Here is a 22671-nt window from a genome sequence, read left to right on the forward strand (position 1 = left end):
AATTCTATAATTTTCAATTATTTTCCAAGCTTTTTAATTCCCATTTCATACAAAGCAAAAGAAATCAAATCTGCATTTTCGCTGATTACCTGATCGGTCGCTCTTCCTGCACCATGACCTGCATTCTTTTCAATTCTTACCAATATTGGGTTTGCACATTTCTGTTTGTCCTGCAATTCTGCGCCGAATTTAAATGAGTGCGCCGGAACCACTCTGTCATCATGATCACTTGTAATAATCATTGTTGAAGGATAGCAAGTTCCTGCTTTTACATTGTGAACCGGAGAATATGATTTCAGATAATCAAACATTTCTTTGTTGTCTTCGGCAGTTCCGTAATCGTAAGACCAACCTGCTCCGGCAGTAAATTTATTGTACCTCAGCATATCTAAAACGCCAACTCCTGGGAAAGCTACTTTAGCCAAATCCGGACGCATCGTCATCGTTGCACCAACCAACAATCCGCCGTTTGATCTTCCTGAAAGTGCCATATATTCTTTTGAAGTGTAGCCTTTGCTTTGTAGGTATTCTCCTGCAGCGATAAAATCGTCGAATACATTTTTCTTTTGCATTTTAGTACCTGCATCGTGCCATTTTTTACCATATTCACCACCACCACGAATATTCGGAACGGCATAAATTCCACCATTTTCCATCCAGATGGCATTGACAACTGAGAAAGAAGGCTGTAAACTAATGTTGAAACCTCCGTAAGAATATAACATCGTAGGGTTTTTTCCGTCCAGCTTTGTTCCTTTTTTGTAATTAATCATCATCGGAACTTTTGTGCCGTCTTTTGATGTGTAAAATACCTGTTCAGAAACATAATCTTCAGGATTGAATTTCACTTTTGGCTTTTGATATACCTCAGATTTTCCGGTATCTGCATTGAATTTATAAGTAGTTCCCGGCGTAATATAGTTGCTGAAAGAATAGTACATTTCTTTCTCTTTTTCTTTTCCGCCAAATCCGCCGACATTACCTTTTCCAGGCAAAGCAATTTCTCTGATTAGTTTTCCTGTTTTATCAAACTGTTTTACTTTATCAATAGCATCAACCATATAGGTTGCAAAGAAATAACCGCCACCACCAGAAATTCCCAGCACATTTTCTGTTTCAGGGATAACATCTTTCCAGGTTTCGGGAGATGGGTTTTGGATAGTTGTTTTTACCAAACGCATATTCGGAGCATCTTTATCCGTAAAAATGAAAAGATTGTCGCCTTCTGTATCTACCAAATTTACATTGATATCAAAGCCTTTATTAATTTGAACAAAGTCACCGCCTTTCTTTAAATCTTTAATGTATAATTCATTTCCGTTGGTTGCGTTCGCTGCAGAAATGATTAAATATCTTTGGTCTTCAGAAATACCTGCTCCCAAATATCTTCTCGGAGTTTTATCTCCACCGAAAATCAATTGATCTGCAGATTGTTTTGTGCCTAATTTGTGAAAAAACACTTTATGTTTATCAGTCATTCCAGACAAAACTGTTCCTTCTTTTGGCTTATCATAGCTTGAATAGTAGAAACCTTCATCGCCTTGCCAGGAAATTCCGCTGAATTTTACATCAACGATTGTTTCGTCGATTTGTTTTTTGGTAATAGCGTCGAGGATGATGATTTTATTCCAGTCGCTTCCGCCTTCTGAAATTGCATACGCTGCTAAATTTCCTTTTTTGTTGAAAGATAAGCTTGAAAGCGAAGTTGTTCCTTTTTCCGAAAATTTATTCGGATCTAAAAATACTTCTGTAGTCTTAGTTTTGTTATCGGTTCTGTACAATACAGATTGCGCCTGAAGTCCGTTATTTTTATAATAATACGTATAATCTCCTTCCTTGAAAGGTGCACCAATTTTTTCGTAATTCCAGATGTCTGTTAATTGCTTTTTAATTTGCTCTCTGAAAGGAATTTTTGATAAATAATTCTGACTGTAAGCAACTTCTTCATCGACCCATTTCTTCGTAGGTTCAGAGTCATTTTCTAAATCTCTGTACGGATCTGCCACAGCAGTTCCAAAATAAGTATCGGTCTGATTTCCTTTTACTGCTTTAGGATAATTCATTTTCTGAGAATAAAAAGTTGCTGAAAACAAAACTCCAGCCGTTAATAAGATAGGTTTAAGATTCATTGTGAATGATTTTCTCAAATTTAAGGAAAGTTGTGGGAATAAAAAAAGTTCCAATAAAAATGGAACTTTTATGATATAATCTATTATGAGCGAATCAATTTATTCATTTGATCCGAAACTTTCCAAATAGAAATCAGTAAGGGTAGAAACAATTTGATCGGGGCTTCCGTTCCAATAATATATTTTATTATCCTGTTTAAGTTCATACAAGCTAAACTCCTGTTCAATTTGCACTGTTTTATCTGCATTCTTAAAATCCTGAACAGCCTGAACCAGATATTTTTTTAATTCTTCAGCTTTTACTTTTTGAGGATCACCTGCAGGTCCTGTCATTAGTTTTGTAGGCACTTTAAAACTAACGATATACTTTATTTCGGCGATTTTTTCATCTTCAATATATTCGTTAGGAACAACTTTTATATTTTTAATCGTCAGCTTTGCGATTTTAAAATTCCCGAACATAGCTGTAAAATAATCTTTTGCTTCTTTTTTACAAGCAGAAGCAGTAGTTTTAGAAAAAGCCGAAAGGAAATTCTCCACAGTAGAGCTCAACATTTCTTCTGAAGTCTCCTTAAAATTTACTTGATAAGCATTCTGACCTTCTACTGTTGGTCTTAAATAATCATTCAGCTTATCTAAAGCAATATCATCATTGTTAACAAAGGTTTCAAAATACATGTTAAATACTTCGCTCGGCTTTTTCACTTCCGTTTGAGCGACAAGCTGCTGTCCTAGCATTGTAAAGAATAGCAATAAAAAAATTCTGTAATTTTTCATTATAAATATTTTAGTGAGTATACTTTCTGATTTAATCATTTGAAAAAGGAAAGCCTCTGAAAAATCAGAGGCTTGTTTTGTATATTTTGTAATTCTTAATAATTCTCCTCTTCACCTTTCATTTTCTCTGCATTTTCTGCCATGATAACCGCATCAATCATTTCTCCGATATCACCATTCATGTACGCATCAAGATTATACATTGATTTATTAATTCTGTGGTCGGTAACTCTTCCCTGAGGATAATTGTACGTTTTGATTTTTGCAGAACGGTCACCGGTAGAAACCATCGATTTACGCTGTGCAGCAATATCTCCCACAGATTTCTGAACTTCGATATCGTATAATTTGGTACGAAGCATTTCCATTGCCAACTCTCTGTTTGCCAACTGAGAACGAGCCTGCTGACAAACAACCACCATTCCTGAAGGTTTGTGCGTCAACTGTACTTTGGTTTCAACCTTGTTTACGTTTTGTCCACCCGCTCCACCTGAACGTGAAGTCTGCATTTCGATATCTGCCGGATTTAATTCAAAATCAATTTCTTCAGCTTCCGGTAAAACAGCAACAGTAATTGCTGAAGTATGCACTCTACCTTGAGATTCTGTTTCAGGGACACGCTGTACACGGTGAACTCCAGATTCAAATTTCATGATTCCGTACACGCCATCACCTTCAATTTTGATGATCAATTCTTTATACCCTTTTGCAGCTTCACTGGAGTCTGTTATTTCGTGCTTCCAGCCTTTAGTTTTAAAAAACATGGCATACGCTCTGTAGACATCTTCCACGAAAATCGCAGCTTCATCACCACCTGTTCCGGCACGAAGTTCTACAATCACATTTTTATCATCGGTAGGATCTTTAGGAATTAAAAGAACTTTTAATTCTTCTTCAAGACCTGGAAGTTTCCCTTGAGCTTCTACTTTTTCTTCTTTAGCCATATCGACCAAATCTCTGTCTGAACCATCTGCAATGATTTCCTCAGATTCTGCGATATTGTCTAAAGCACCTTTATATTGATTGTAAACATGTACAATTTTTCCTAAATCGCTGTATTCTTTATTTAACGAAGAATATTTTTTCTGATCCGAAATTACGTCTGGCTGTATAATAAGGTCTGCAACCTCATTATATCTTTGTTTTATCGCTTCTAATTTTGGAATTAATGACTTAGACATATTAAAAATTTAGTTTGCAAAGATACGGAATTGAGAACTAAGAAAAAAGCCGATTTGCTTGAGTCTTATGATGTTCTATATTTTTAAATTAAAAACAAAAGCCTATGCAAAATACATAGGCTTTCTCTGTAAAATAAAATTAAAAATTTAAAGATTTTGGATTTGGTGTATGTTGATTTTTTAGTTTTTAATAATTTTTTTTGAAATCTTCTGTCCGTTTTTCAAAGCTAATTCTACAATATAAAATCCGCTTGGCAAACCGTTCATATTGATTTGGTAATTGTTAAACGGTACATTCATTCTTTGGCCAACGACATTTGTTACATTTACATTTTGAATTTCTGAATCAACTTTTACATTAAGAATTCCGTTGGTTGGATTAGGATAAACGCCTACAGTAACTTTTCTTATATCTGAAGTACTTAGTCCTGACGTATCTTTTATACATCTTACCGACGCTCCCTGACCTCTGGAAGCTCCGGACGACGGATTTGCCGACGAAGTTCCTACATAAAGAAACCTCCCTCCGGAATTAGAAGTATCAGAGCTCCAGAAATATCCTCTTTGACCTACAAAATCGAACGTTCCGTTTGTAAAAGATCGGTTACCTCCTGCCGGTAATTTTAATTTGCTGCTATACGCCATTGCAGGATTAGATATCCCTTCTGCATTGACCGCTGTCGTCCATTCTGCCTGAGACGGCATTTTCCATCCCTGGCCAATTGCTTTACACGGGTCAGCACCGTTCGAAGATGATACCGCTGAAGCATTTACTGCTGTCCATTGATCACTTAATGCATTGGTACTCCACCATCTTTCAGAAGCGGATGAGCCTATGATAAAAGATCCTGATCCATTCAGTCCATCCGGAGAATTGATTGACGGAATTGCAGATGTTTGAGAGTTTCTCAACTGATGACCATCGTCCCATCTTCCCCACTGGAAAAGATCTCCGTAAGAATCTGCATCTGACTGAGATGTTGCCACCTGAGCGCTTCCTAAATTCTGCTGTAGCCAAATTTTACCATCTGCTCCACGTACCGTCGTGTAAACTACTGACTGCCCTCTGTAATTAAAAGTTACACATCCTGTGTCTCCCGGATTATTGCCGGGATCAGTATTGTTGCATGTAATAGAAGTTGACGGCAATGCAATTCTCTTCACCTTCACACCATTTTGTGAATAGGTAAGAACTAATGAATTATTTGCTGCATCATATTGCAAATCGTTATATACAGCAGTACCATCAGAGACAAAATCACCACCAAAAGTTTCCCAAGTATCAGATGTTGAATTATATTCATAAACCGTATTTTTTCCATTGTTCACAGCCCATCCGCTTGCAACAGCGTAAAGTTTTCCGGCAGGAGTTACGGCGATTGATACATTATAAAGATTATCAGAAATTCCAAAATCGGCATTTCCCACTTGTAACCAGTTGGTTCCGTCAAACTTTTTAACATTAAGACGTCTGTTATTGGATGGTGCTGAAGCGTAAATAACATAGATTGTATTGTCTGCTCCCAGCGCAAAGTCTGCTGTAGAATTGACCCCCTCTGTAAATGTGCTTCCCACACTTGTTCCACCAACTAATGACCATTGATCTGATGAATTTGCCGTTGCAGAGTTTTCAAAAACTTTTACACCCGAAGAAATTCCACAAACATATATTTTACCATTAGTCCCTACGAGCATTTCTGAGAACGATGGTGTTCCAAAACCGTTGGCACCAACCTGTTCCCATGTATTATTTACGTAACGTTTTACAGATCCTGATTCTGCATTGGAGTACACAAAAATAGTATTGTTTGGAGATACAGCAGAAGCCTGATGATTAATAGTAGCTGCAAATGGTTTTGCATAAGAAGTCCATGCATTTCCATCAAATTTTCTGACTTCCATTCCTGCATTGGGATATCCGTCCTGGTTGGTATAAAATACATTTCCTAAGTTATCTAATGATAAAGAGTTAAATGTTGCCGATCCTGTTGTGATACCTGCTGTGCCTCCAAGATAAGACCACGAAGTTCCGTTAAATTTCTGCACCGATCCTTTGGTAACAGAAATATCATAATAGGAAACATAATAATTTCCCTGTGCATCAATTGCCAGATTATTATAACTGCTTGCCCCTGCAGAAATTGTGGCAGAACCTACATCTTCCCACTGTTGTGCATACGCCAGACCTCCTGTAATAAAAAGCAATCCTAAACCCACTTTTGCTATTTTACAATATAAATTTTTAAACATGATCAATCTTATTTTTATTTATTCTAAATTTAATTTAATTTTGCACAAAATTACATTTCATACTTGGGGCAGACTTATCATTTTCAATTTATTTGTTATCTAGTCTTAAACCAATGAATATATCATTTAAAAGAAAAAATCTCATGCAGAAGCAAACTAAAAAAGGATTGATATTTATGTCTGATGACATCAAAATAGTATTTCATGATGATTCGGAGGTGAATAATTTTATAAAAACTAATTATGTTGAAGGAAAATCAAGCTTCAATCTATTGTTTCTTTTAAGTCCGGATATCAATCTGAATGCAAGCGATTGCAAAACCCAATTTACTTTTAAAAAAAATCAATACATTCTACATTACACCTCAGAAGAAAGCCAGGCTGAACTCTGGACGAATAAGGAATCTTTGAAATACCTTCAGATTCAGATTAGGTATCAATATATTTTTAATTTAATCGACCCAAAATCTAACCGTGAAAGCGCTGAAATTCTTGAGCAGATGATTCATAATAATTTCATTTTCCTGCATAAAGAAACTCCACCCAACATGACGGTAGAAATGCATATGATTATTAAAGAAATTCTGAGTTACTATCGAAAAGGTGTGATGCAGAAACTTTTTGTGGAAGCTAAAATTATTAAGCTGTTAATCTTAATTTTAGAACAGTTTAATGAAAAAGATACGGCGCAAGATTTGCCTGAAACACCTTTACTTATAAAGAAATTTGTTGACGACAACTTTCATAGAAATATAAAAATAGAAGAGATCAGTAAAATTTTAGGAATCAATGAAAGCAAGATCAGAAAAGAGTTTAAAATTCATTATCACATAACCATTGTCGACTATATATCTGAGCTCAGAATGCTGAAAGCCAAGAAATTGATAGTCAATAAAGAACTAATGATCAAAGAAATTGCAATAGACTGTGGCTATGAATATGTTCAAAATTTCACCCGTGCTTTCAAGAAAAAATTTGGCATTTCTCCGGAAAAATTGCGAACAGACACTATCTGAAAACAGAAAAACCACCGATAAATCAGTGGTTTTATATATGTTGTTTTGCTATGATATTACTTTTCCAGAATTAAGGTGGAAAAGCAATGACATTCAATTAATGATGTCCTTTGTCGTGCCCGTGGCTATCGTGTATGAAAGGTCCGTGACCTTTTGGCTGGTTGAAGATTACTTCAACACCTTCTTGCTCTGTAATCAATTTTCTTCTGATGTCTTCAGGATCGAAAGGTTTTACCTTACCGAAATATTCTTTCAAACCTTCTGTTAACCACAAAGGGATAACGAAACCGAAAAACATAAAAATACACCAGAATCCTACTAGGAACATTGTAACAAAATAGATTGTCCAAAGGAACTGATAAAACGGCCAAAATGCTGATAACATCATCTTTCTTATAGATTTTAGGCAAAAATAGGACTTTTTTCTTTTTCATCAAAAGATATAGAACCTAAATTTTGCAATTTGTTTTTATTTTAAACTAATTGATCTGGATATTAGAAGTTAGATGTTAGACATTAGACTACAATTGTAACTCTAAAATTGTTGCATATAACTCTCAAACCTAAAATTTTAATGCGCAAGATTGGCGAAAAAGTCATTTCCTTTATCATCAGTAATGATGAATGCAGGGAAATCTTTTACCTCAATCTTTCTTACTGCTTCCATTCCTAATTCCGGGAAATCTACCACTTCTACCGATAAGATATTTTCTTTTGCCAAAATCGCTGCAGGACCACCAATTGAACCGATGTAGAAACCTCCGTATTTGTGACAAGCGTTGGTGACATCAGCAGTTCTGTTTCCTTTTGCCAGCATCACCATACTTCCGCCATGACTTTGGAATTCATCCACATAAACGTCCATCCTTCCTGCGGTTGTCGGTCCGAAACTTCCTGAAGCCATTCCTTCTGGAGTTTTTGCAGGTCCTGCATAATAAATCGGGTGATTTTTGAAATACTCAGGCATTGGTTGTCCTGCATCCAACAATTCTTTGATTTTTGCGTGAGCAATATCTCTTGCAACAATCAAGGTTCCGTTCAATTTTAATCTTGTTTTGATTGGATACTTCGACAATTCAGCCAAAATCTCAGGCATTGGCTTATTCAAATCAATATCAACCGCCGCTTCTAAATGTGGCGGAGTTGCTGGTAAAAATCTTTTCGGATCCTGTTCTAATTGTTCTAAGAAAATTCCTTCTTTGGTTATTTTTCCTTTAATATTTCTGTCAGCCGAACAAGAAACTCCCATTCCGACAGGGCAAGAAGCCGCATGACGAGGAAGTCTGATTACACGAACATCATGTGTTAAATATTTTCCACCAAACTGAGCACCAATCGCACTTTCCTGACAGATTTTCTGAACTTTTGCTTCCCATTCCAAATCTCTGAACGCCTGTCCGGCTTCATTTCCTTCTGTCGGAAGATGATCATAATATTTTGCAGATGCTTTCTTTACTGCAGCTAAATTTGCTTCAGCAGAAGTTCCACCAATCACTAAAGCCAAGTGGTAAGGCGGGCAAGCTGCAGTTCCCAAGTCTGAAATTCTCTCTTTTACAAATGCTTCAAGCGACTTTTCGTTTAATAAAGATTTTGTTTTTTGATACAGGAAAGTTTTGTTGGCAGAACCACCACCTTTAGTCAAGAACAAAAACTCGTAATAATCTCCTTTTTTAGCATAAATATCAATCTGCGCAGGAAGATTTGAACCAGAATTTTTTTCATCAAACATTGTCAAAGGCACGACTTGAGAATATCGCAAGTTTCTTTTTTGATAGGTATTGAAAATTCCTTTGCTTAAATATTCGCCATCTTCAACCCCGGTGTAAACATTTTCACCTTTTTTACCCATTACGATTGCTGTTCCGGTATCCTGGCAAGAAGGCAAAGCTCCTTCTACTGCTACAGCAGCATTTTGTAACAAGTTATACGCAACGAATCTATCGTTATCTGTCGCTTCAGGATCATCAATAATTCTTCTTAAACTTTCTAAATGCGAAGAACGAAGCATAAAAGAAACATCAGCCATCGCTTCTTCAGCCAATAGCTCAAGACCTTTTGGATCGATGGTTAAAATTTCTCTCTCACCATGTTGTCCAACTTTCACATAATCTGAAGTCAATTTTTTATAAACCGTATCATCTTTCAAAATTGGATACGGATCCTGATATTTAAAATCCATTTACTTTCTATTTTCGGTGCAAAAATACGGCTTACACAAAAAAACATGATCAAAATCAACAACTTTACATTGTATTTATAATGATTATAAATTGCGAGGTTTTTGATTTCTCATTAACTTTATGCAAAACATATTTTTAACCACAAAAGACACAAAAGTTTTAAACACATTAGTTATTTAAGTTTAAATTAATACTTTTTTTTTAAGAACACCTAAGTTTCCGAAACCTCTTCGAGATTTCATTTTGTGAACTTTAAAGAATTTTTTATTAATCTTAATTTAAACTAAATCTTTGTGCCTTTTGTGGCTTAATATAAATCTAAATAAAAATTTTAATCACAATGAATTACAGAATAGAAAAAGACACCATGGGTGAAGTGCAGGTTCCTGCAGACAAGTTTTGGGGCGCACAGACAGAACGCTCAAGAAACAATTTTAAAATCGGTCCGGAAGGTTCTATGCCTCACGAAATCATCGAAGCTTTTGCTTATTTGAAAAAAGCCGCAGCCTTTACAAACACAGATTTAGGAGTTCTTCCTGCTGAAAAAAGAGATATGATCGCAAAAGTTTGTGAAGAAATTCTTGAAGGAAAACTTAACGATCAGTTTCCATTGGTTATTTGGCAAACCGGTTCCGGAACGCAGTCGAATATGAATGTGAATGAGGTGATTGCCAATCGTTCGCACGTAAATGCAGGAGGAAATCTAGGAGACAAAACAGAAGTTCATCCGAATGATGATGTCAACAAATCTCAGTCTTCAAACGACACATACCCAACCGCAATGCACATCGCAGCTTATAAAAAAGTGGTTGAAACTACAATTCCTGCGGTTGAAAAACTGAGAGATACTTTAGCTGAAAAGAGAGAAGCTTTTAAAAATATTGTAAAAATCGGAAGAACACATTTGATGGATGCCACTCCTTTGACTTTAGGTCAGGAATTTTCAGGATATGTTGCTCAATTAAATTACGGTATTAAAGCTTTAAAAAACACTTTACCCCATCTTTCCGAACTTGCTTTGGGAGGAACGGCTGTCGGAACAGGTTTGAATACACCTCAAGGTTACGATGTAAAAGTTGCAGAATATATTGCAAAATTCACCAACCTTCCTTTTGTGACAGCAGAAAATAAATTTGAAGCTTTGGCTGCTCATGATGCCATTGTAGAATCTCACGGAGCATTAAAACAATTGGCGGTTTCTTTATATAAAATTGCTCAGGATGTACGATTATTGGCTTCAGGACCACGTTCTGGAATTGGTGAAATTCACATTCCGGAAAATGAGCCAGGTTCATCAATCATGCCCGGAAAAGTAAATCCTACACAGAATGAAGCGTTAACGATGGTTTGCGCTCAAGTTTTAGGGAATGATACAACGATTTCATTCGCGGGAACTCAGGGAAATTATGAATTGAATGTTTTCAAACCAGTGATGGCTTACAATTTCTTACAGTCGTCTCAGTTGATTGCGGATGCATGTATCTCGTTTAATGATCATTGTGCAGTTGGAATTGAACCCAACCATGACAGAATCAAAGAATTGGTCGATAAATCTTTGATGCTAGTAACTGCTTTGAATACGCATATCGGTTACGAAAATGCCGCAAAAATTGCAAAAACCGCTCATAAAAACGGAACTACGTTAAAAGAAGAAGCCATTAATCTTGGCTTTGTAACTTCTGAACAGTTTGACGAGTGGGTGAAGCCTGAAGATATGGTGGGAAGTTTAAAATAATATACCACTTCATAAAAACAAAACACTCCGTAGAAAAATCTGCGGAGTGTTTTGTTTGTTAATATGAATGTGTTAAAACTACAGTCCAAATCCTATGCCAAAAATAATGGCTTTGTCATTTTCGAAGTGATTTCCTTTGAAAAAGTTGCTGAAATCTTTTTTCACGAAAAGACTGATGTTGTCGTAAGAAACCGTAAACTGCGCACCATACACAAAAGGATTTACCTGATAATTGCCTCTGTCTCTGAAATCCGGACCGTCACCTCTTACAATGTTGTTAGTTGACATTTTTACGCCTCCATACATATTCGCAGCAACTCTAAATCCATCAGAGTAAGGTCTGTACTGAACATCCATTCCAGCATTTTTCAGCTTTGAGAAATTATACTGAATACCCAGCGGAACCATAATGTAGCCTGTTCTTAATTTAGTTTTATCAACATCGCCGCCATAGTTTGCTAAATAAACTCCTGCATTGGCATCTTTAGCAAAAATCATATTATTATCTGGACGAAGCGTTCTCCATGAAAATCCGATTCCTGAAGTTAATCCCCAAGGACTCGTTCTGCTAAACTGATAATTAAATTTCAAACCAAATTCAAGATTGCTCGCATATCCCATGTTTTTATCTAAGTCATTATCCGGAAGGTCATTGGTAAGATTCATAATACCGTAAGTGAAATATCCTGAAAAATCTTTCGTTGGCCGGAACTTCTTCATCAGTTTCGCTTTCAATTCTTCATTAGAAGTCACATCAGAATTCAGCAATGAAAATCTTACCTGCTTTTGGATTACATTATCCAGATCAAAACCCAAAGATTCAATTCTCTGATCAATTTTCTCAGAATAATTATCTGCAATCTGAGATTTTTGCTTATCAAATTCCGCTTTATCTAAACTTTTAGTTTGAAGAGCAAGTAATTCTGCTTCCATCAGATTTTTCTCCTCCTGAATAATCTCATTGATCTTCATAGAATACTCTTCAATCTTCTCTTTTACAATAGGACTTACTTTTGTTTCGCTTTTAGAAGAAAGGTCTATTTTAAGCGATTTTTGTGCATTCATTGATGTAGCAACAAGGCACAATATTCCTGTAATGATAAATTTCTTAATCATAGTATTATTATTTTTTAAGTTTAAATTGATTTAATTTGAATTGAGATCAACCTTTGCAACGTTGCTTCCATCTTTCGATTTTTCGATAACGCTTTTATGTTCTACGGAGAAAAGTAAAGTTGAAGGATCAACATATCTTTTCTTTTTGACTTGAACTTTTGCCGAATCTGCTTTTGCAATAATTTTCTCTGCCGGAATCTGAGAAATCTGTACAGCAATCTCTTTAGAATTTTCTTTAATGATAGGAAGCATCTGTTTTTCTTCATTAATTTCAGGACTCATCACTTCAGATTTTGTAGAAGCTAAATTCTCAACTTTATTTTGCTTTTCCTGATTTTGCTGAATAATTTCAGGAGTATTTTTAATTTCAGATTTTACAATCGGGTCTTTTACAAGAGTTTCTTTCTGTGCAACCTGAATTTCTGATGATTTGTTTTCATTAAAAATCAAAACGGCTCCCAAACTGATCATTAAAACTAAACAAGCCGCCACCAAAAACCAATTGATTTTTTTTGTCTGAGCGTCGCCAACTATTTGAGTCTGCGTTTCAATTTCAGACCACAAATCTCTTGAAGGAGAAATCTCTCTCTCGTCGACTTGCTTTTTGATCTGATATTCCAAATTATTTTTAGACGTGTTCATTTTTCAGTTTTTTTTGTTGTTGAAAGTAAATCTTTCTCAATTTTTCTTTGGCTCTGAAGAGTTGCGTTTTGCTTACAGCGGTAGAAATATTCAAAGTATCTGCGATTTCCTGATGCGAATATTCTTCAATCACATAAAGGTTAAAAACCATTCTGTAAGCATCCGGAAGCTGATCTAAAAGTTCCTGTGCATTAAAATCAAAGACGATTTGCTCTTCATGAATTTCTTCCAAAACAGAAGCGTTGACGTCGTCGAGATAAAAAACCGTTTTGTGGCTTTTAATAAAATTGAGACACTCGTTAACCACAATTTTTCTCGCCCAACCTTCAAAATTTCCTTCACCTCGAAAGCTTTCAATATGTTTAAAAATTTTACAGAATGCTTTGATTACGCAATCCTCCGCCTGATAAATATCGCTGATGTAGCTTTTTGCCACACTCAGAAATTTCTTTACACTCTGATCATAAAAGATTTTCTGCGCGGCCGGATCCTGTTTTTTCAAACGGCTCAGCAAATCTTCTTTTTTATTTTTAAACAAAAGCTTCATGGTTGTTATTCTGTTTCTACTATAAAGACCGTAAAAAGTTGAAAAGGTTACACAAAAAAAATATTTTTTGTTCTCAAAATGATAACTAACTGAAAATGAACAATAAAAAAAATCCAATTTCTGATAAAGAAACTGGATTCTGACTTTAATTTAAACTGGGATATTCACCTGATCGGCAAAATATTGCTCTAAATCTTTCAATGTTTCCGGATTGGTTTGGATATCTTTTACCTGAAGACCTTTATTGACAACAACAATTCGGTTGCAGACCTCGGTGGTATGCGCCAAATCATGACTTGAAATTAAGAATGTAACACCACTTTGCTTGGATAATTCTTTAATTAAATTCTTCAATTTGATCTGTGTAGAAGGATCAAGATTGGCAAACGGCTCATCCAAAATGACTATTTCCGGATTTCCGATAATCGCTCCTACAATTCCTACTTTCTTTTGATTTCCTTTGGATAAATCTCTCACGTATTTTCCGGAGTTGACAATTTCACCATTAAAAAGATCATGGAACTGCTTCAGAAACTCGTCTACCGAAGCTTTATTTTGCCCTCTCAGTTCGCCGATGAAATAAAAATATTCCTCCGGCGTCAAATATCCAATTAAAAAAGTATCATCAACGAAGGCGGCAACTTTAGATTTCCAGGCTTCAGATTCGTTGACTTTTATTCCGTCGATGCTTACAAAACCGGTTGTCGGCTGAATTAAATCCAACATTAAACTGAAAAGCGTAGTTTTCCCTGCTCCGTTGTTTCCTACCAGACCGAATGTTTCACCTTTAGGAATTTCAAGATTTTCAATATTGAGAACGGTTGCTTTTCCGTACGTTTTAGATAAATTATTTATAGTAATCATTGTATTAATTTTTAGATTTAAATGCTTCTAATGTGCTGTATTTCTCACTTTTGTATTGTTTTACAATCGTATCAAATATTTTTTCTCTGAATAAAAATCCTATCAGTCCAAGAATTGCAATAGAAATCATTCCGCCGGTCATTCCGAAGAAATATTTAGATATACCAAAAACCGCCATCGGCAAAAGCATTTTTGGTATCAATAGTAATAAACTTTTCAGGTTAAAACTATTCTTCTGTCCCATTACTTTTTCTTTGGAATTAAGGTCAATCTGCGTTTTATTAAATGCTCCTGACCACAAAGTGAACTGAGAATTGACCCCAATATTATACAAACCTGCAGCGAAAAAAGTAAAATACGTTTCCCAACTGATAATCGCATAGAACAAGGCAACAACGATGGAAACTGCCGTCACAATATTCATCAGCCACCATTTCGCCTTTAGATATTCTTTGTATGGAACATTCAAAGTCATCATTAACGGATAATACGAACTGTCGAAAGATGGAACTCTCTGCCCAAACAAAAACTGAAAACCGCCGGTCACAAACAATCCCATAAACATCATCATGTAAGGCGTTTTGTAGATGTCTGACGAAAACATCAGCAAACCATAAAATATAAACATGAAACTTCCGATGATGATTCCTTTGGTGACTTTATTGCGTCTCATCATTTTGATATCGTTGTTGATGAAACTTCCGATTGCTCCGTACTTATTGAGGAAAGCAATGTTTTCTGTCTTACCTATTGTTTTTTTATCTTCCAGGCCTTGATCAAGATAGAATTCTTTTTTTACGTGGTTGAAACATATCCACCATAATCCGGCAAATAAGGCAATTGAAAGTACCGCAAAATAAGGCTGATCATAAAATGCATAAAAAAGTTTTTCAGAATAATCTAAAACCGGAACAATTTTGTAATACGCCAAACCGCCAATAATTGCAAACAAAACTCCTACTGCAATAGCAATATTTTCTCTGTTATTAAAAAGAATATTGATGAAATTATTAAGATAAAACAGCAATGAAAGTGCAATCAGCCAGCTTAAGCTTCCCAGAACTCCAAAACCGTTGAACATACAGATCACCGCAAATGTCACAAAGAAAAAAGAATTCATCCAGCTGAACGGCGAGAGAAAAGTCTTAATCAGCATATAATTGACGAGCGTTTTCTTGGAAATATTGAGGGTGAGAAACGGTTTGATGTTTTGTGTAGACATCTGCTGCATCATATATTTAAAAATCAGATCAGCCACCCACACGATAATCATGAATTTTGAAACCACCTTTAAAGGGTCTTGTTCCATTTCTTTCTCTACATAGAAAAAAGCAAGAAAACCCACCCCGATGCAATAAGCAATCATCGATAAAATTCCTAAAAACCGGAATATCTTCATTGCCAGATTAATTCCGACGGAAGTGCCACGAAAAAAACTTTTGATTTCTAACTTCAGGAACTTTACAAACATAGTTTACTTTTTTACATTAGTAAATATAATGTAGAATTTGTTACAGAATTTATGCAAAAACTGAGTTTTAATGGTATTTTACTGTAAAAAATCTTTCAATTATTTGGATACAACTATTTTAAATTTGAAAAGCTAAGCAAGCAAAAATAAAATGCTGGCGTGCAATTTTAAAAAGCACGCCTGCATTTTTTTAAAAGCTCTCGACGATTTGTATAAAACGTCGAGAGCTTTTGGTATAATCCTTTAGAGTTTAGGGTAAGCACATTAGATCAATAATAAAACCGCAGAAATTTCTGCGGTTTTATTATTTTGGTGTAATAATTTTAAGATTAATCTTTTCTATACCATCTATATAGCTTTCAGTTTTATAACCATTTCTATAATTTGTTGAAAAACTTTCGATCAGATAATTATAATTCCCTTCTAATTTTTCTTTCAAGCTATCAATAAGTTTTTGGCGAATACTATCACCCAAATCTAAATAATAAAATCTTAGTAAGTCTTTATCTATTGGCTTAAGATTAACAATTATTTCTAAATTAGTATGTTTACTTTTTTTTGTGGGATAGCATTTTATAAAATATTTATTCTCTCCTATTTTCTCTACATCTATATGATCTATTAATTTATTATCGGAATAACTAATTTCCCTACTCGGATAAAAGTTAAAAAAATTTTTATTGGATATTTTAGAGTGTAGAAAATCATACATAATGTACTTTTCACTATCAATTTTATCAATCAACACACCTGTTTTATCTTGCCTTATATGCATCTTATAATTAGGATTATCAGAATTTAAAATATATTGTCCTGTAGAAATTTTTGGTTTTCCTTTTGGATTAACACATCGAATTTTTAAATCATAATCAAAAGTGTAAGATTGAGCATGAATGCTCAATGCTATGAGTAATATAAATGTTATTATTATTCTATTTTTCATAATTAATGTTTTTCCATAATTGTTTCAATAATTTATATCCACAAATTAATGTAATTGCATATGATATAAAATATATGTAAAAAAAATTATCTAATGGTAGACTTTTATAAATAAAGATTGCTCTTAAATCATACTGATATAATATAATACCTAGTACCGACCCTAATAAAACAACAAAAAATATATTTCTAGAATTATTTAAATAATATGATATCAGCACGTAAATAATGAAAAAGCAGCTAATCCAAAACAAGTTATATGCTTCAAAAACATGACTTATCATGCGAAATAAATATAAAATCAAATACTGGAAGTTATATTGTACTATGCAAATTAAAACACTTGCTAATATCGAAAATATTAATAGTATCAATAAAAAAAACAAAAAGTTAAAAATGGTATAAAACTTTAGTGACATCCTAATGCTGTTAATGGTTTATTTCCTTTTAGATAATCTTTTATAAATATATAACTTGGTGTATAATCAACACCAGGAATAATTGAAGAGTTTCCATTTTTATTATTCACAAATGTAGAAACTTTTTGCTGCATATTTTGCCACATTGTTTTAGCTTCTGAATACCCAAAACTCTCAACAGTATATTGTAACGCATTATTAGAGACTTTTGTGGTAAATCTATCTACACCTCTAGTATATATAACCATATTTCCTGCAGCATCAACGAAATAACCAAATAATCTATTCCCACTTACAGGATGCTCTCCATCCCAAGGCGATTTAACCGTTGTGAAAATCCACGCTTGAGAATTAAAACCACTACAAACAACAGTGCCATTATCAGCTGGAATTTTTATTGTAATTAAAGAACCAATTGGATTATTAGAATACCAAAGTTGAGTGTCATCAATTCCATATTGGGGTTCAACAACTGGATAAAAGTTGCCGTGATTAATATCTGTAAAATTATTTATGTTTTTTCGAAAGTAATCGAAAAATTCTGCATGAGTATATTTCACTCCTGGTGATTTTTCAGGCATGTTAGTAATTTTAACTGGGTACACATCCATATTTACCGTAAAAGATTTAGAGTAGTCTAAATTTTGAATAACGGTGCTGCTAAACCAACTAGTATTACCATTAAGTTGAAATATTTTATTTATAACAGATTGCGGTATAGGATGGTTAGCTAACTCTTGCCAATCTGGTAGTTGTGAACAAGGAATATTTATCAAAAAATTTGGATTTTGGGTCAACGCGTTATCTAAATCTTTTAGTCTTTGAAATATTTGTTCAGGATTTATTGTGTTAGGATTTTCTTGTAAAAAGTTGTGTGCAAATGTTAACATTGGCTGAAACTCCGCCAAAGTAGTATTTGGATTCTGCATATAAAATTGCGTAGCTCCAAAAATTAAATCTGCATTTTGCTGCGTAGGGTTATCAAAAAGATTTTGCATCAGCTTTACGATTCTTTGGTCGTAGTAGTTGGCTGTTCCCGGAAAATAGTAATTTGTGGTATTCCAAACATTCTGCAGCAAATCAAAATTATCAAAAAGCTGAGGATTGTTCATAAAAACATCAAGCTTCTGGTTGATGGCAATAACCTGAGAATCTTCTAAAGTAATCCCAGTTAACATACCAATCGGTTGTATATAAGCCATCGCAAGGTTTAGTAAGTCTCTTTTGTTCGGGTCTAAAAGAAGACTTGCATGCTGAAATAATGAATGGTTGAGCAGCTGATGTGCAATCGTTGCACCACCACCACCGCCACCGCCAATCGTTCCTTCACTCGGAGCAATAGTGTTGTCCTCTGGTCCCCAATTTCCACATATCAATTGAGTGGTAAGCTCATAGTAACCATCACTTACTTCTCCATTATCACACGTAGCCCCCGGCGGATGATTATCTCCTCTGGTACAACCATGCACAATAACGTACAAAACATTTGTACAGTCAAATTTAGAAGATACAGAAGATGAGCCCGTCTGCGCTGTTTGAGAAACACCATTACTATACGTACTTTGACTGAAAACTTTCATGTTTTCATCAAGAATCTGCACAGTACCCGAAAAGCTGTCTAAAACCTCTGTATTTGTCGCCGGTACCATAAGGGGAATTATTTTCATGAAACCACTTTTCTCAACTCCGTTTTCTACAGTGATGATGTGCTTCAGAAAATAAGGGTTCTTTGCAGAGTATTCGACTAAAGGAAGCGTGTAGGTACTGATATTTTCTACAGCGTCATAAATACATTCATACACGGAAGCGTCCCCAAACTGTGATTTTGACACATTTGCTTTCGGCATCCTGCTTAAAGCATCTGCAACAGAATTTTTTACTTTAACATTTTTGAGGTCTTGCTGTAATGTTCTTGAGGAAATGTAAGAAGAGGTATATCGCTTGTGTACATCTTCTGTTGTAGAAAGTTGGGTGCTGGTACTTTTCTGAACGTAAAGGTCTTCTTCTCTACAGCCCATTAAAGTAAAAAATAATGCCAATGCCAAAAGCATCAGGGAACTGAGTTTTTTCATCTTTGTTGTTTTTGTAATTTTAATGATGCAATAATAAAACAATTTTCAAATAATTCACTCATATTTTTTATTCGACTATATTCGGTTATATTCGAATAATTTCTACATTTGTAAAAAATGCTTTATGGTAAAGGAAAAATTAATCAAAAGAAGAAACGAAAAAGATTTTACACAGAAAGATCTTGCAGAATATCTGAATATCAGCCAAACCCAATACAGCCGCAAAGAGAAAGGTGAGGTTGAAATTTCTGAGGAAGAATGGGAAAGAATTTCAAAATTATTGGAAACGAATGTTGATGAAATAAAAGAATCTGAAGAAGTAACAAATATTAATAATTATTTCGAAAACACTGTAACCAGCAGTTCTTTTGGAAGTATTGCAGGAAATTTTTATTGTAATATTCCTGAGTTTCTTTTGGAAAGCCAAAAAGAATTGATGGAAATGCTGAAAAAAGAAATTCAACAAAAAGACACTGAGATTGCTTTGCTAAAGAAGAGAATTGAAGAACTAGAAAAAAAAATAAGATAAGATGAGATCCTTCGACAGGCTCAGCATGAGATACTCATAATAATCGTTTTCGAAAATAAATTAACCAATCAACTCTTTTGCCTGCGCCAAAGCCGCCTCCGTAATCTTACTTCCGGAAAGCAACTGTGCAATCTCATTTAATTTTTCTTCTTCGTTTAAAGTGATAATTGTCGACTGCGTTTTGCCGTTGATATCTTCTTTTACCACTTTATAATTGTCATTTCCTTTTGCCGTAACCTGCGCTAAGTGGGAGATGACAATCAATTGCATATCCTGAGACATTTCACGCATCAGATTTCCGATTTCTTCGGCTACTTTTCCGGAAACTCCGGTGTCGATTTCATCTAAAATAAGCGTGGGAAGCATATCGCTTTCCGCAATGATTTTCTTTACAGCCAACATCACACGTGATCTTTCACCTCCGGAAATAGCAGTCTGAATCGGTTTTAGTGGAAATCCTGAATTTGCCTGAAACAAAAGTTGAATAGTCTCTTTCCCGAATTGATTGAATTCAGGAACGTCTCTCAATTCGATGTCTACTTTGGCTTTTTCAAGACCTAATTTTTTTAATAAATCTTCTGCTTTTTTAATGAAAACAGGAACACTTTTCTTTCTGTTTTTTGAAAGTTTTTCAGCTGAAGACTGAAGGGATTTTTCTTTTTTAGCAATATTCATTTCAATTTCTGAAATATATGCTTCAATTTCTGCAGTTCCTTTTTGTTCGCCGGATAATTGATCTCTGATTTCTTTTAATTCGTCAAGATCAGAAACATTATGTTTCAGAAATAAAGCGTTGATTTTATTATTCAGTTCAGAAAGGATGACCAAATTTTCAGGATTGATCTCGATTTTTTCCGCTTCGTCTTCCAATTCTTGAAGAATATCTTTTAATTCAACAAAAGAACCTTCCAACCTTCCATCTAATTCAGAAAAAGAGTGAGAAACATCTGCAATTTTCGACAGTTTATTTTTAGCTTCATTAAAGAAAGAAAGAATCCCGATTTCTTCCTGGTGGAATCTTGAGAGAATCTGAGCAATATTTTCAGAAATCATTCCTGCATTTTCCTGCACAGAAAGCTGATTCTGCAAATCGTTATAATCTACATCATCCAATTTCAGATCTTCCAGTTCATTCAGCAAAAACTGTTTGTAGTCGCTTTCTTTCGTATTTTCTGAAAGCTGTGTTTGAAATTTTTTAAGCTGTGTTTTTAGGCTTTGAAATTCTAAAAAATCCTGCTGATACTCTTCAATAATCTTTTTATTATCTGAAAGCCCGTCGATAATTTTAAACTGATAATCTGCCGTAAAAAGATTAGACGTTTCAAATTGCGAGTGAATATCGATCAATTGGGAAGTCAGTTCTTTTAGCACATCCAAAGTCACTGGAACATCATTGATGAACGCTCTTGATTTTCCTGAAGGCAAAATTTCACGTCTGATAATGGTTTGATGTTCGTAATCAAGATCGTTTTCTATAAAGAACTTTTTAAACTGATTATTCAGGTCAAATTCAGTTTCGACAATACTTTTTTCGTCAGTTTTTGATATTGATTTTACATCAGCTCTTTCACCTAAGATCAGTCGAAGTGCACCCAAAATAATAGATTTTCCGGCTCCGGTTTCACCGGTAATCACCTGTAAACCATTTTTTAAGGACACATCTAATGCATCAATAAGGGCAAAATTTTTAATGTATATTCTCGAAAGCATGATGAGTGGCAGATTTCTTTATACTGCAAATATAAAATTTTAGAATTCAGAATTCAAGAATAAGATGCTTTACCTCCACTTATTCCATTTGGTGTCGGCAAATTTTGGTGCAAAGATGATCATCAACTGTTTTAAGTCATTCAATACAATTCCACCGTTGTTTCCTGAGTTGAAAATATTGAAAATCTCATCATTTTTGGTATTGATAAATGTATTGAAGAAATAATTCTGCTGGAATGAGTTTTCGTACGTTTTCAACTGCATTAATGCATCAAAAATAATCTTTTTAGACTGTGTCTGATCCTGATTAAACATCCCGTCTAAACCAGCTCTGTGATACGTGTACATCGACTGACGAAGTTGACTCATGTTCGGATTTAAAATCTCTCCGATCAAAATAGAGCGGCTTCTCGGATCATTGATTTGTCCCCAACCGTCATATCCACGGTTTTGAGAATTTTGGGCAATCTGCTGTGCTTTTGTAAACCACTGCGTTCCACCCGAAGCCTGAAAGCTGTCGGCATCATAACCTAAAATCAAGTAAACGTAAAAACTGATAACATCAATTAAGTTTTTTCCTGAAAACTGTCTTTCGTTAAAGACTAAATTTTCGTTTTCAACATAATCAAAAGCAAATTTTGTATCCTGAAGATTCAACAGTGGAGATTCGTAAGACGAACTGAAAACCGGGCGAACTGCCTGAATAACAATACTCCCTTTATATTTGTTACCGTCTCTTTCACTAAGAACAATAGCAAAATTAGATTTGATTTTTTCGAAATTCTGAAGCTTTTTCCCTGTCCAGCTTGTATTGTTGACAAAATCTCTAAGACTTTTTTCCAAAGCTTTAAAAGCCTGCTGGTTACTACCTCCCAATTGCTGAGCATTCACCTGAACCGTTGCCAAAAGCTCCTGAGAGAAACTAAAATTGAAAAAAAGAAGTAAAAATAAAAGTGTTATATATTTTTTCATATGTAGCTTTAATTGTTTTTAAAGATCATATGTTATCGCCTATTATTCGGTGTTTGATAATCAAAACCCATCATGGCGATTTCATTATGATCTAAATGTTGAGAACGGAAATTTATAAA

The 22671-nt window shown here is 34.6% G+C and carries 18 protein-coding genes; 3 read left to right on the forward strand and 15 right to left on the reverse strand.

All coding sequences use genetic code 11. From position 1 onward, the window contains the following. Window positions 1–17: 17 nt before the first annotated feature. The 4 genes from MQX03_RS09510 to MQX03_RS09525 all read right to left on the reverse strand — a co-directional run bounded on the left by MQX03_RS09510 (window position 18) and on the right by MQX03_RS09525 (window position 6337). Window positions 18–2063 (reverse strand): prolyl oligopeptidase family serine peptidase, encoded by a 2046-nt coding sequence (locus MQX03_RS09510; RefSeq protein WP_242802951.1) that lies wholly within the window; start codon window positions 2061–2063, stop codon window positions 18–20. Between the two features lie 165 nt (window positions 2064–2228). Continuing rightward, window positions 2229–2906 (reverse strand): hypothetical protein, encoded by a 678-nt coding sequence (locus MQX03_RS09515; protein ID WP_242802728.1) that lies wholly within the window; start codon window positions 2904–2906, stop codon window positions 2229–2231. 95 nt (window positions 2907–3001) lie between these two features. Continuing rightward, window positions 3002–4087: a peptide chain release factor 1 gene (prfA, locus tag MQX03_RS09520; RefSeq protein WP_129535681.1), complete on the reverse strand. Its 1086-nt coding sequence runs from the start codon at window positions 4085–4087 to the stop codon at window positions 3002–3004. A gap of 180 nt (window positions 4088–4267) precedes the next feature. Continuing rightward, window positions 4268–6337, reverse strand: coding sequence for a T9SS type A sorting domain-containing protein (locus MQX03_RS09525; RefSeq protein WP_242802729.1), 2070 nt, complete (start codon window positions 6335–6337; stop codon window positions 4268–4270). A gap of 143 nt (window positions 6338–6480) precedes the next feature. Between MQX03_RS09525 and MQX03_RS09530 the strand changes: the two genes are divergently transcribed. Then, on the forward strand, window positions 6481–7353 hold the full coding sequence (locus tag MQX03_RS09530) for a helix-turn-helix transcriptional regulator (protein WP_242802730.1): 873 nt from the start codon (window positions 6481–6483) through the stop codon (window positions 7351–7353). Window positions 7354–7450: 97 nt separating this feature from the next. Here MQX03_RS09530 and MQX03_RS09535 read toward each other — a convergent pair whose 3' ends face one another. Further along, complete coding sequence (locus MQX03_RS09535; protein WP_242802731.1) at window positions 7451–7741, reverse strand: hypothetical protein; 291 nt, start codon at window positions 7739–7741, stop codon at window positions 7451–7453. 183 nt (window positions 7742–7924) lie between these two features. Beyond that, a complete protein-coding gene (locus MQX03_RS09540) occupies window positions 7925–9532 on the reverse strand; it encodes a fumarate hydratase (protein WP_242802732.1) in 1608 nt (535 codons plus the stop codon). 341 nt (window positions 9533–9873) lie between these two features. On the opposite strand from MQX03_RS09540, the gene fumC reads away from it, so the two are divergent. Continuing rightward, a complete protein-coding gene (gene fumC, locus MQX03_RS09545) occupies window positions 9874–11268 on the forward strand; it encodes a class II fumarate hydratase (protein ID WP_242802733.1) in 1395 nt (464 codons plus the stop codon). Window positions 11269–11346: 78 nt separating this feature from the next. Here fumC and MQX03_RS09550 read toward each other — a convergent pair whose 3' ends face one another. From MQX03_RS09550 to MQX03_RS09580, 7 genes are all read right to left on the reverse strand, one after another. Beyond that, on the reverse strand, window positions 11347–12384 hold the full coding sequence (locus tag MQX03_RS09550) for an outer membrane beta-barrel protein (RefSeq protein ID WP_242802734.1): 1038 nt from the start codon (window positions 12382–12384) through the stop codon (window positions 11347–11349). 30 nt (window positions 12385–12414) lie between these two features. Beyond that, the gene (locus MQX03_RS09555) at window positions 12415–13026 is read right to left on the reverse strand and encodes a hypothetical protein (protein ID WP_242802735.1); all 612 of its coding nucleotides are present in this window, start codon (window positions 13024–13026) and stop codon (window positions 12415–12417) included. Further along, window positions 13013–13573 (reverse strand): RNA polymerase sigma factor, encoded by a 561-nt coding sequence (locus tag MQX03_RS09560; protein ID WP_129535673.1) that lies wholly within the window; start codon window positions 13571–13573, stop codon window positions 13013–13015. The genes MQX03_RS09555 and MQX03_RS09560 overlap by 14 nt, the downstream gene beginning before the upstream one ends. Before the next feature lie 150 nt (window positions 13574–13723). Continuing rightward, window positions 13724–14437 carry an ABC transporter ATP-binding protein gene (locus MQX03_RS09565; protein WP_129535672.1) on the reverse strand — a complete coding sequence of 238 codons (714 nt, stop codon included), beginning with the start codon at window positions 14435–14437 and terminating at the stop codon, window positions 13724–13726. Window positions 14438–14441: 4 nt separating this feature from the next. Further along, window positions 14442–15908: a DUF5687 family protein gene (locus MQX03_RS09570; protein ID WP_242802736.1), complete on the reverse strand. Its 1467-nt coding sequence runs from the start codon at window positions 15906–15908 to the stop codon at window positions 14442–14444. A gap of 304 nt (window positions 15909–16212) precedes the next feature. Next, window positions 16213–16851 (reverse strand): hypothetical protein, encoded by a 639-nt coding sequence (locus MQX03_RS09575; protein WP_242802737.1) that lies wholly within the window; start codon window positions 16849–16851, stop codon window positions 16213–16215. A gap of 408 nt (window positions 16852–17259) precedes the next feature. After that, window positions 17260–19341, reverse strand: coding sequence for a hypothetical protein (locus MQX03_RS09580; RefSeq protein ID WP_242802738.1), 2082 nt, complete (start codon window positions 19339–19341; stop codon window positions 17260–17262). A 124-nt stretch (window positions 19342–19465) separates the two neighbouring features. On the opposite strand from MQX03_RS09580, the gene MQX03_RS09585 reads away from it, so the two are divergent. Next, window positions 19466–19870, forward strand: coding sequence for a helix-turn-helix transcriptional regulator (locus tag MQX03_RS09585; RefSeq protein WP_242802739.1), 405 nt, complete (start codon window positions 19466–19468; stop codon window positions 19868–19870). Between the two features lie 60 nt (window positions 19871–19930). Here the strand turns inward: MQX03_RS09585 and MQX03_RS09590 are convergent, their stop codons facing one another. Together MQX03_RS09590 and porD are read right to left on the reverse strand one after the other, a co-directional pair. Then, the gene (locus MQX03_RS09590; protein WP_242802740.1) at window positions 19931–21580 is read right to left on the reverse strand and encodes a DNA repair protein RecN; all 1650 of its coding nucleotides are present in this window, start codon (window positions 21578–21580) and stop codon (window positions 19931–19933) included. 69 nt (window positions 21581–21649) lie between these two features. Next, entirely contained in the window at window positions 21650–22552 is a 903-nt protein-coding gene (gene porD, locus MQX03_RS09595) for a type IX secretion system protein PorD (RefSeq protein WP_242802741.1), read from the reverse strand. Between the last annotated feature and the right edge of the window lie 119 nt (window positions 22553–22671).

It is taken from the genome of Chryseobacterium aahli (assembly GCF_022699665.1).
In the GTDB taxonomy this organism is placed as follows: domain Bacteria; phylum Bacteroidota; class Bacteroidia; order Flavobacteriales; family Weeksellaceae; genus Chryseobacterium; species Chryseobacterium aahli.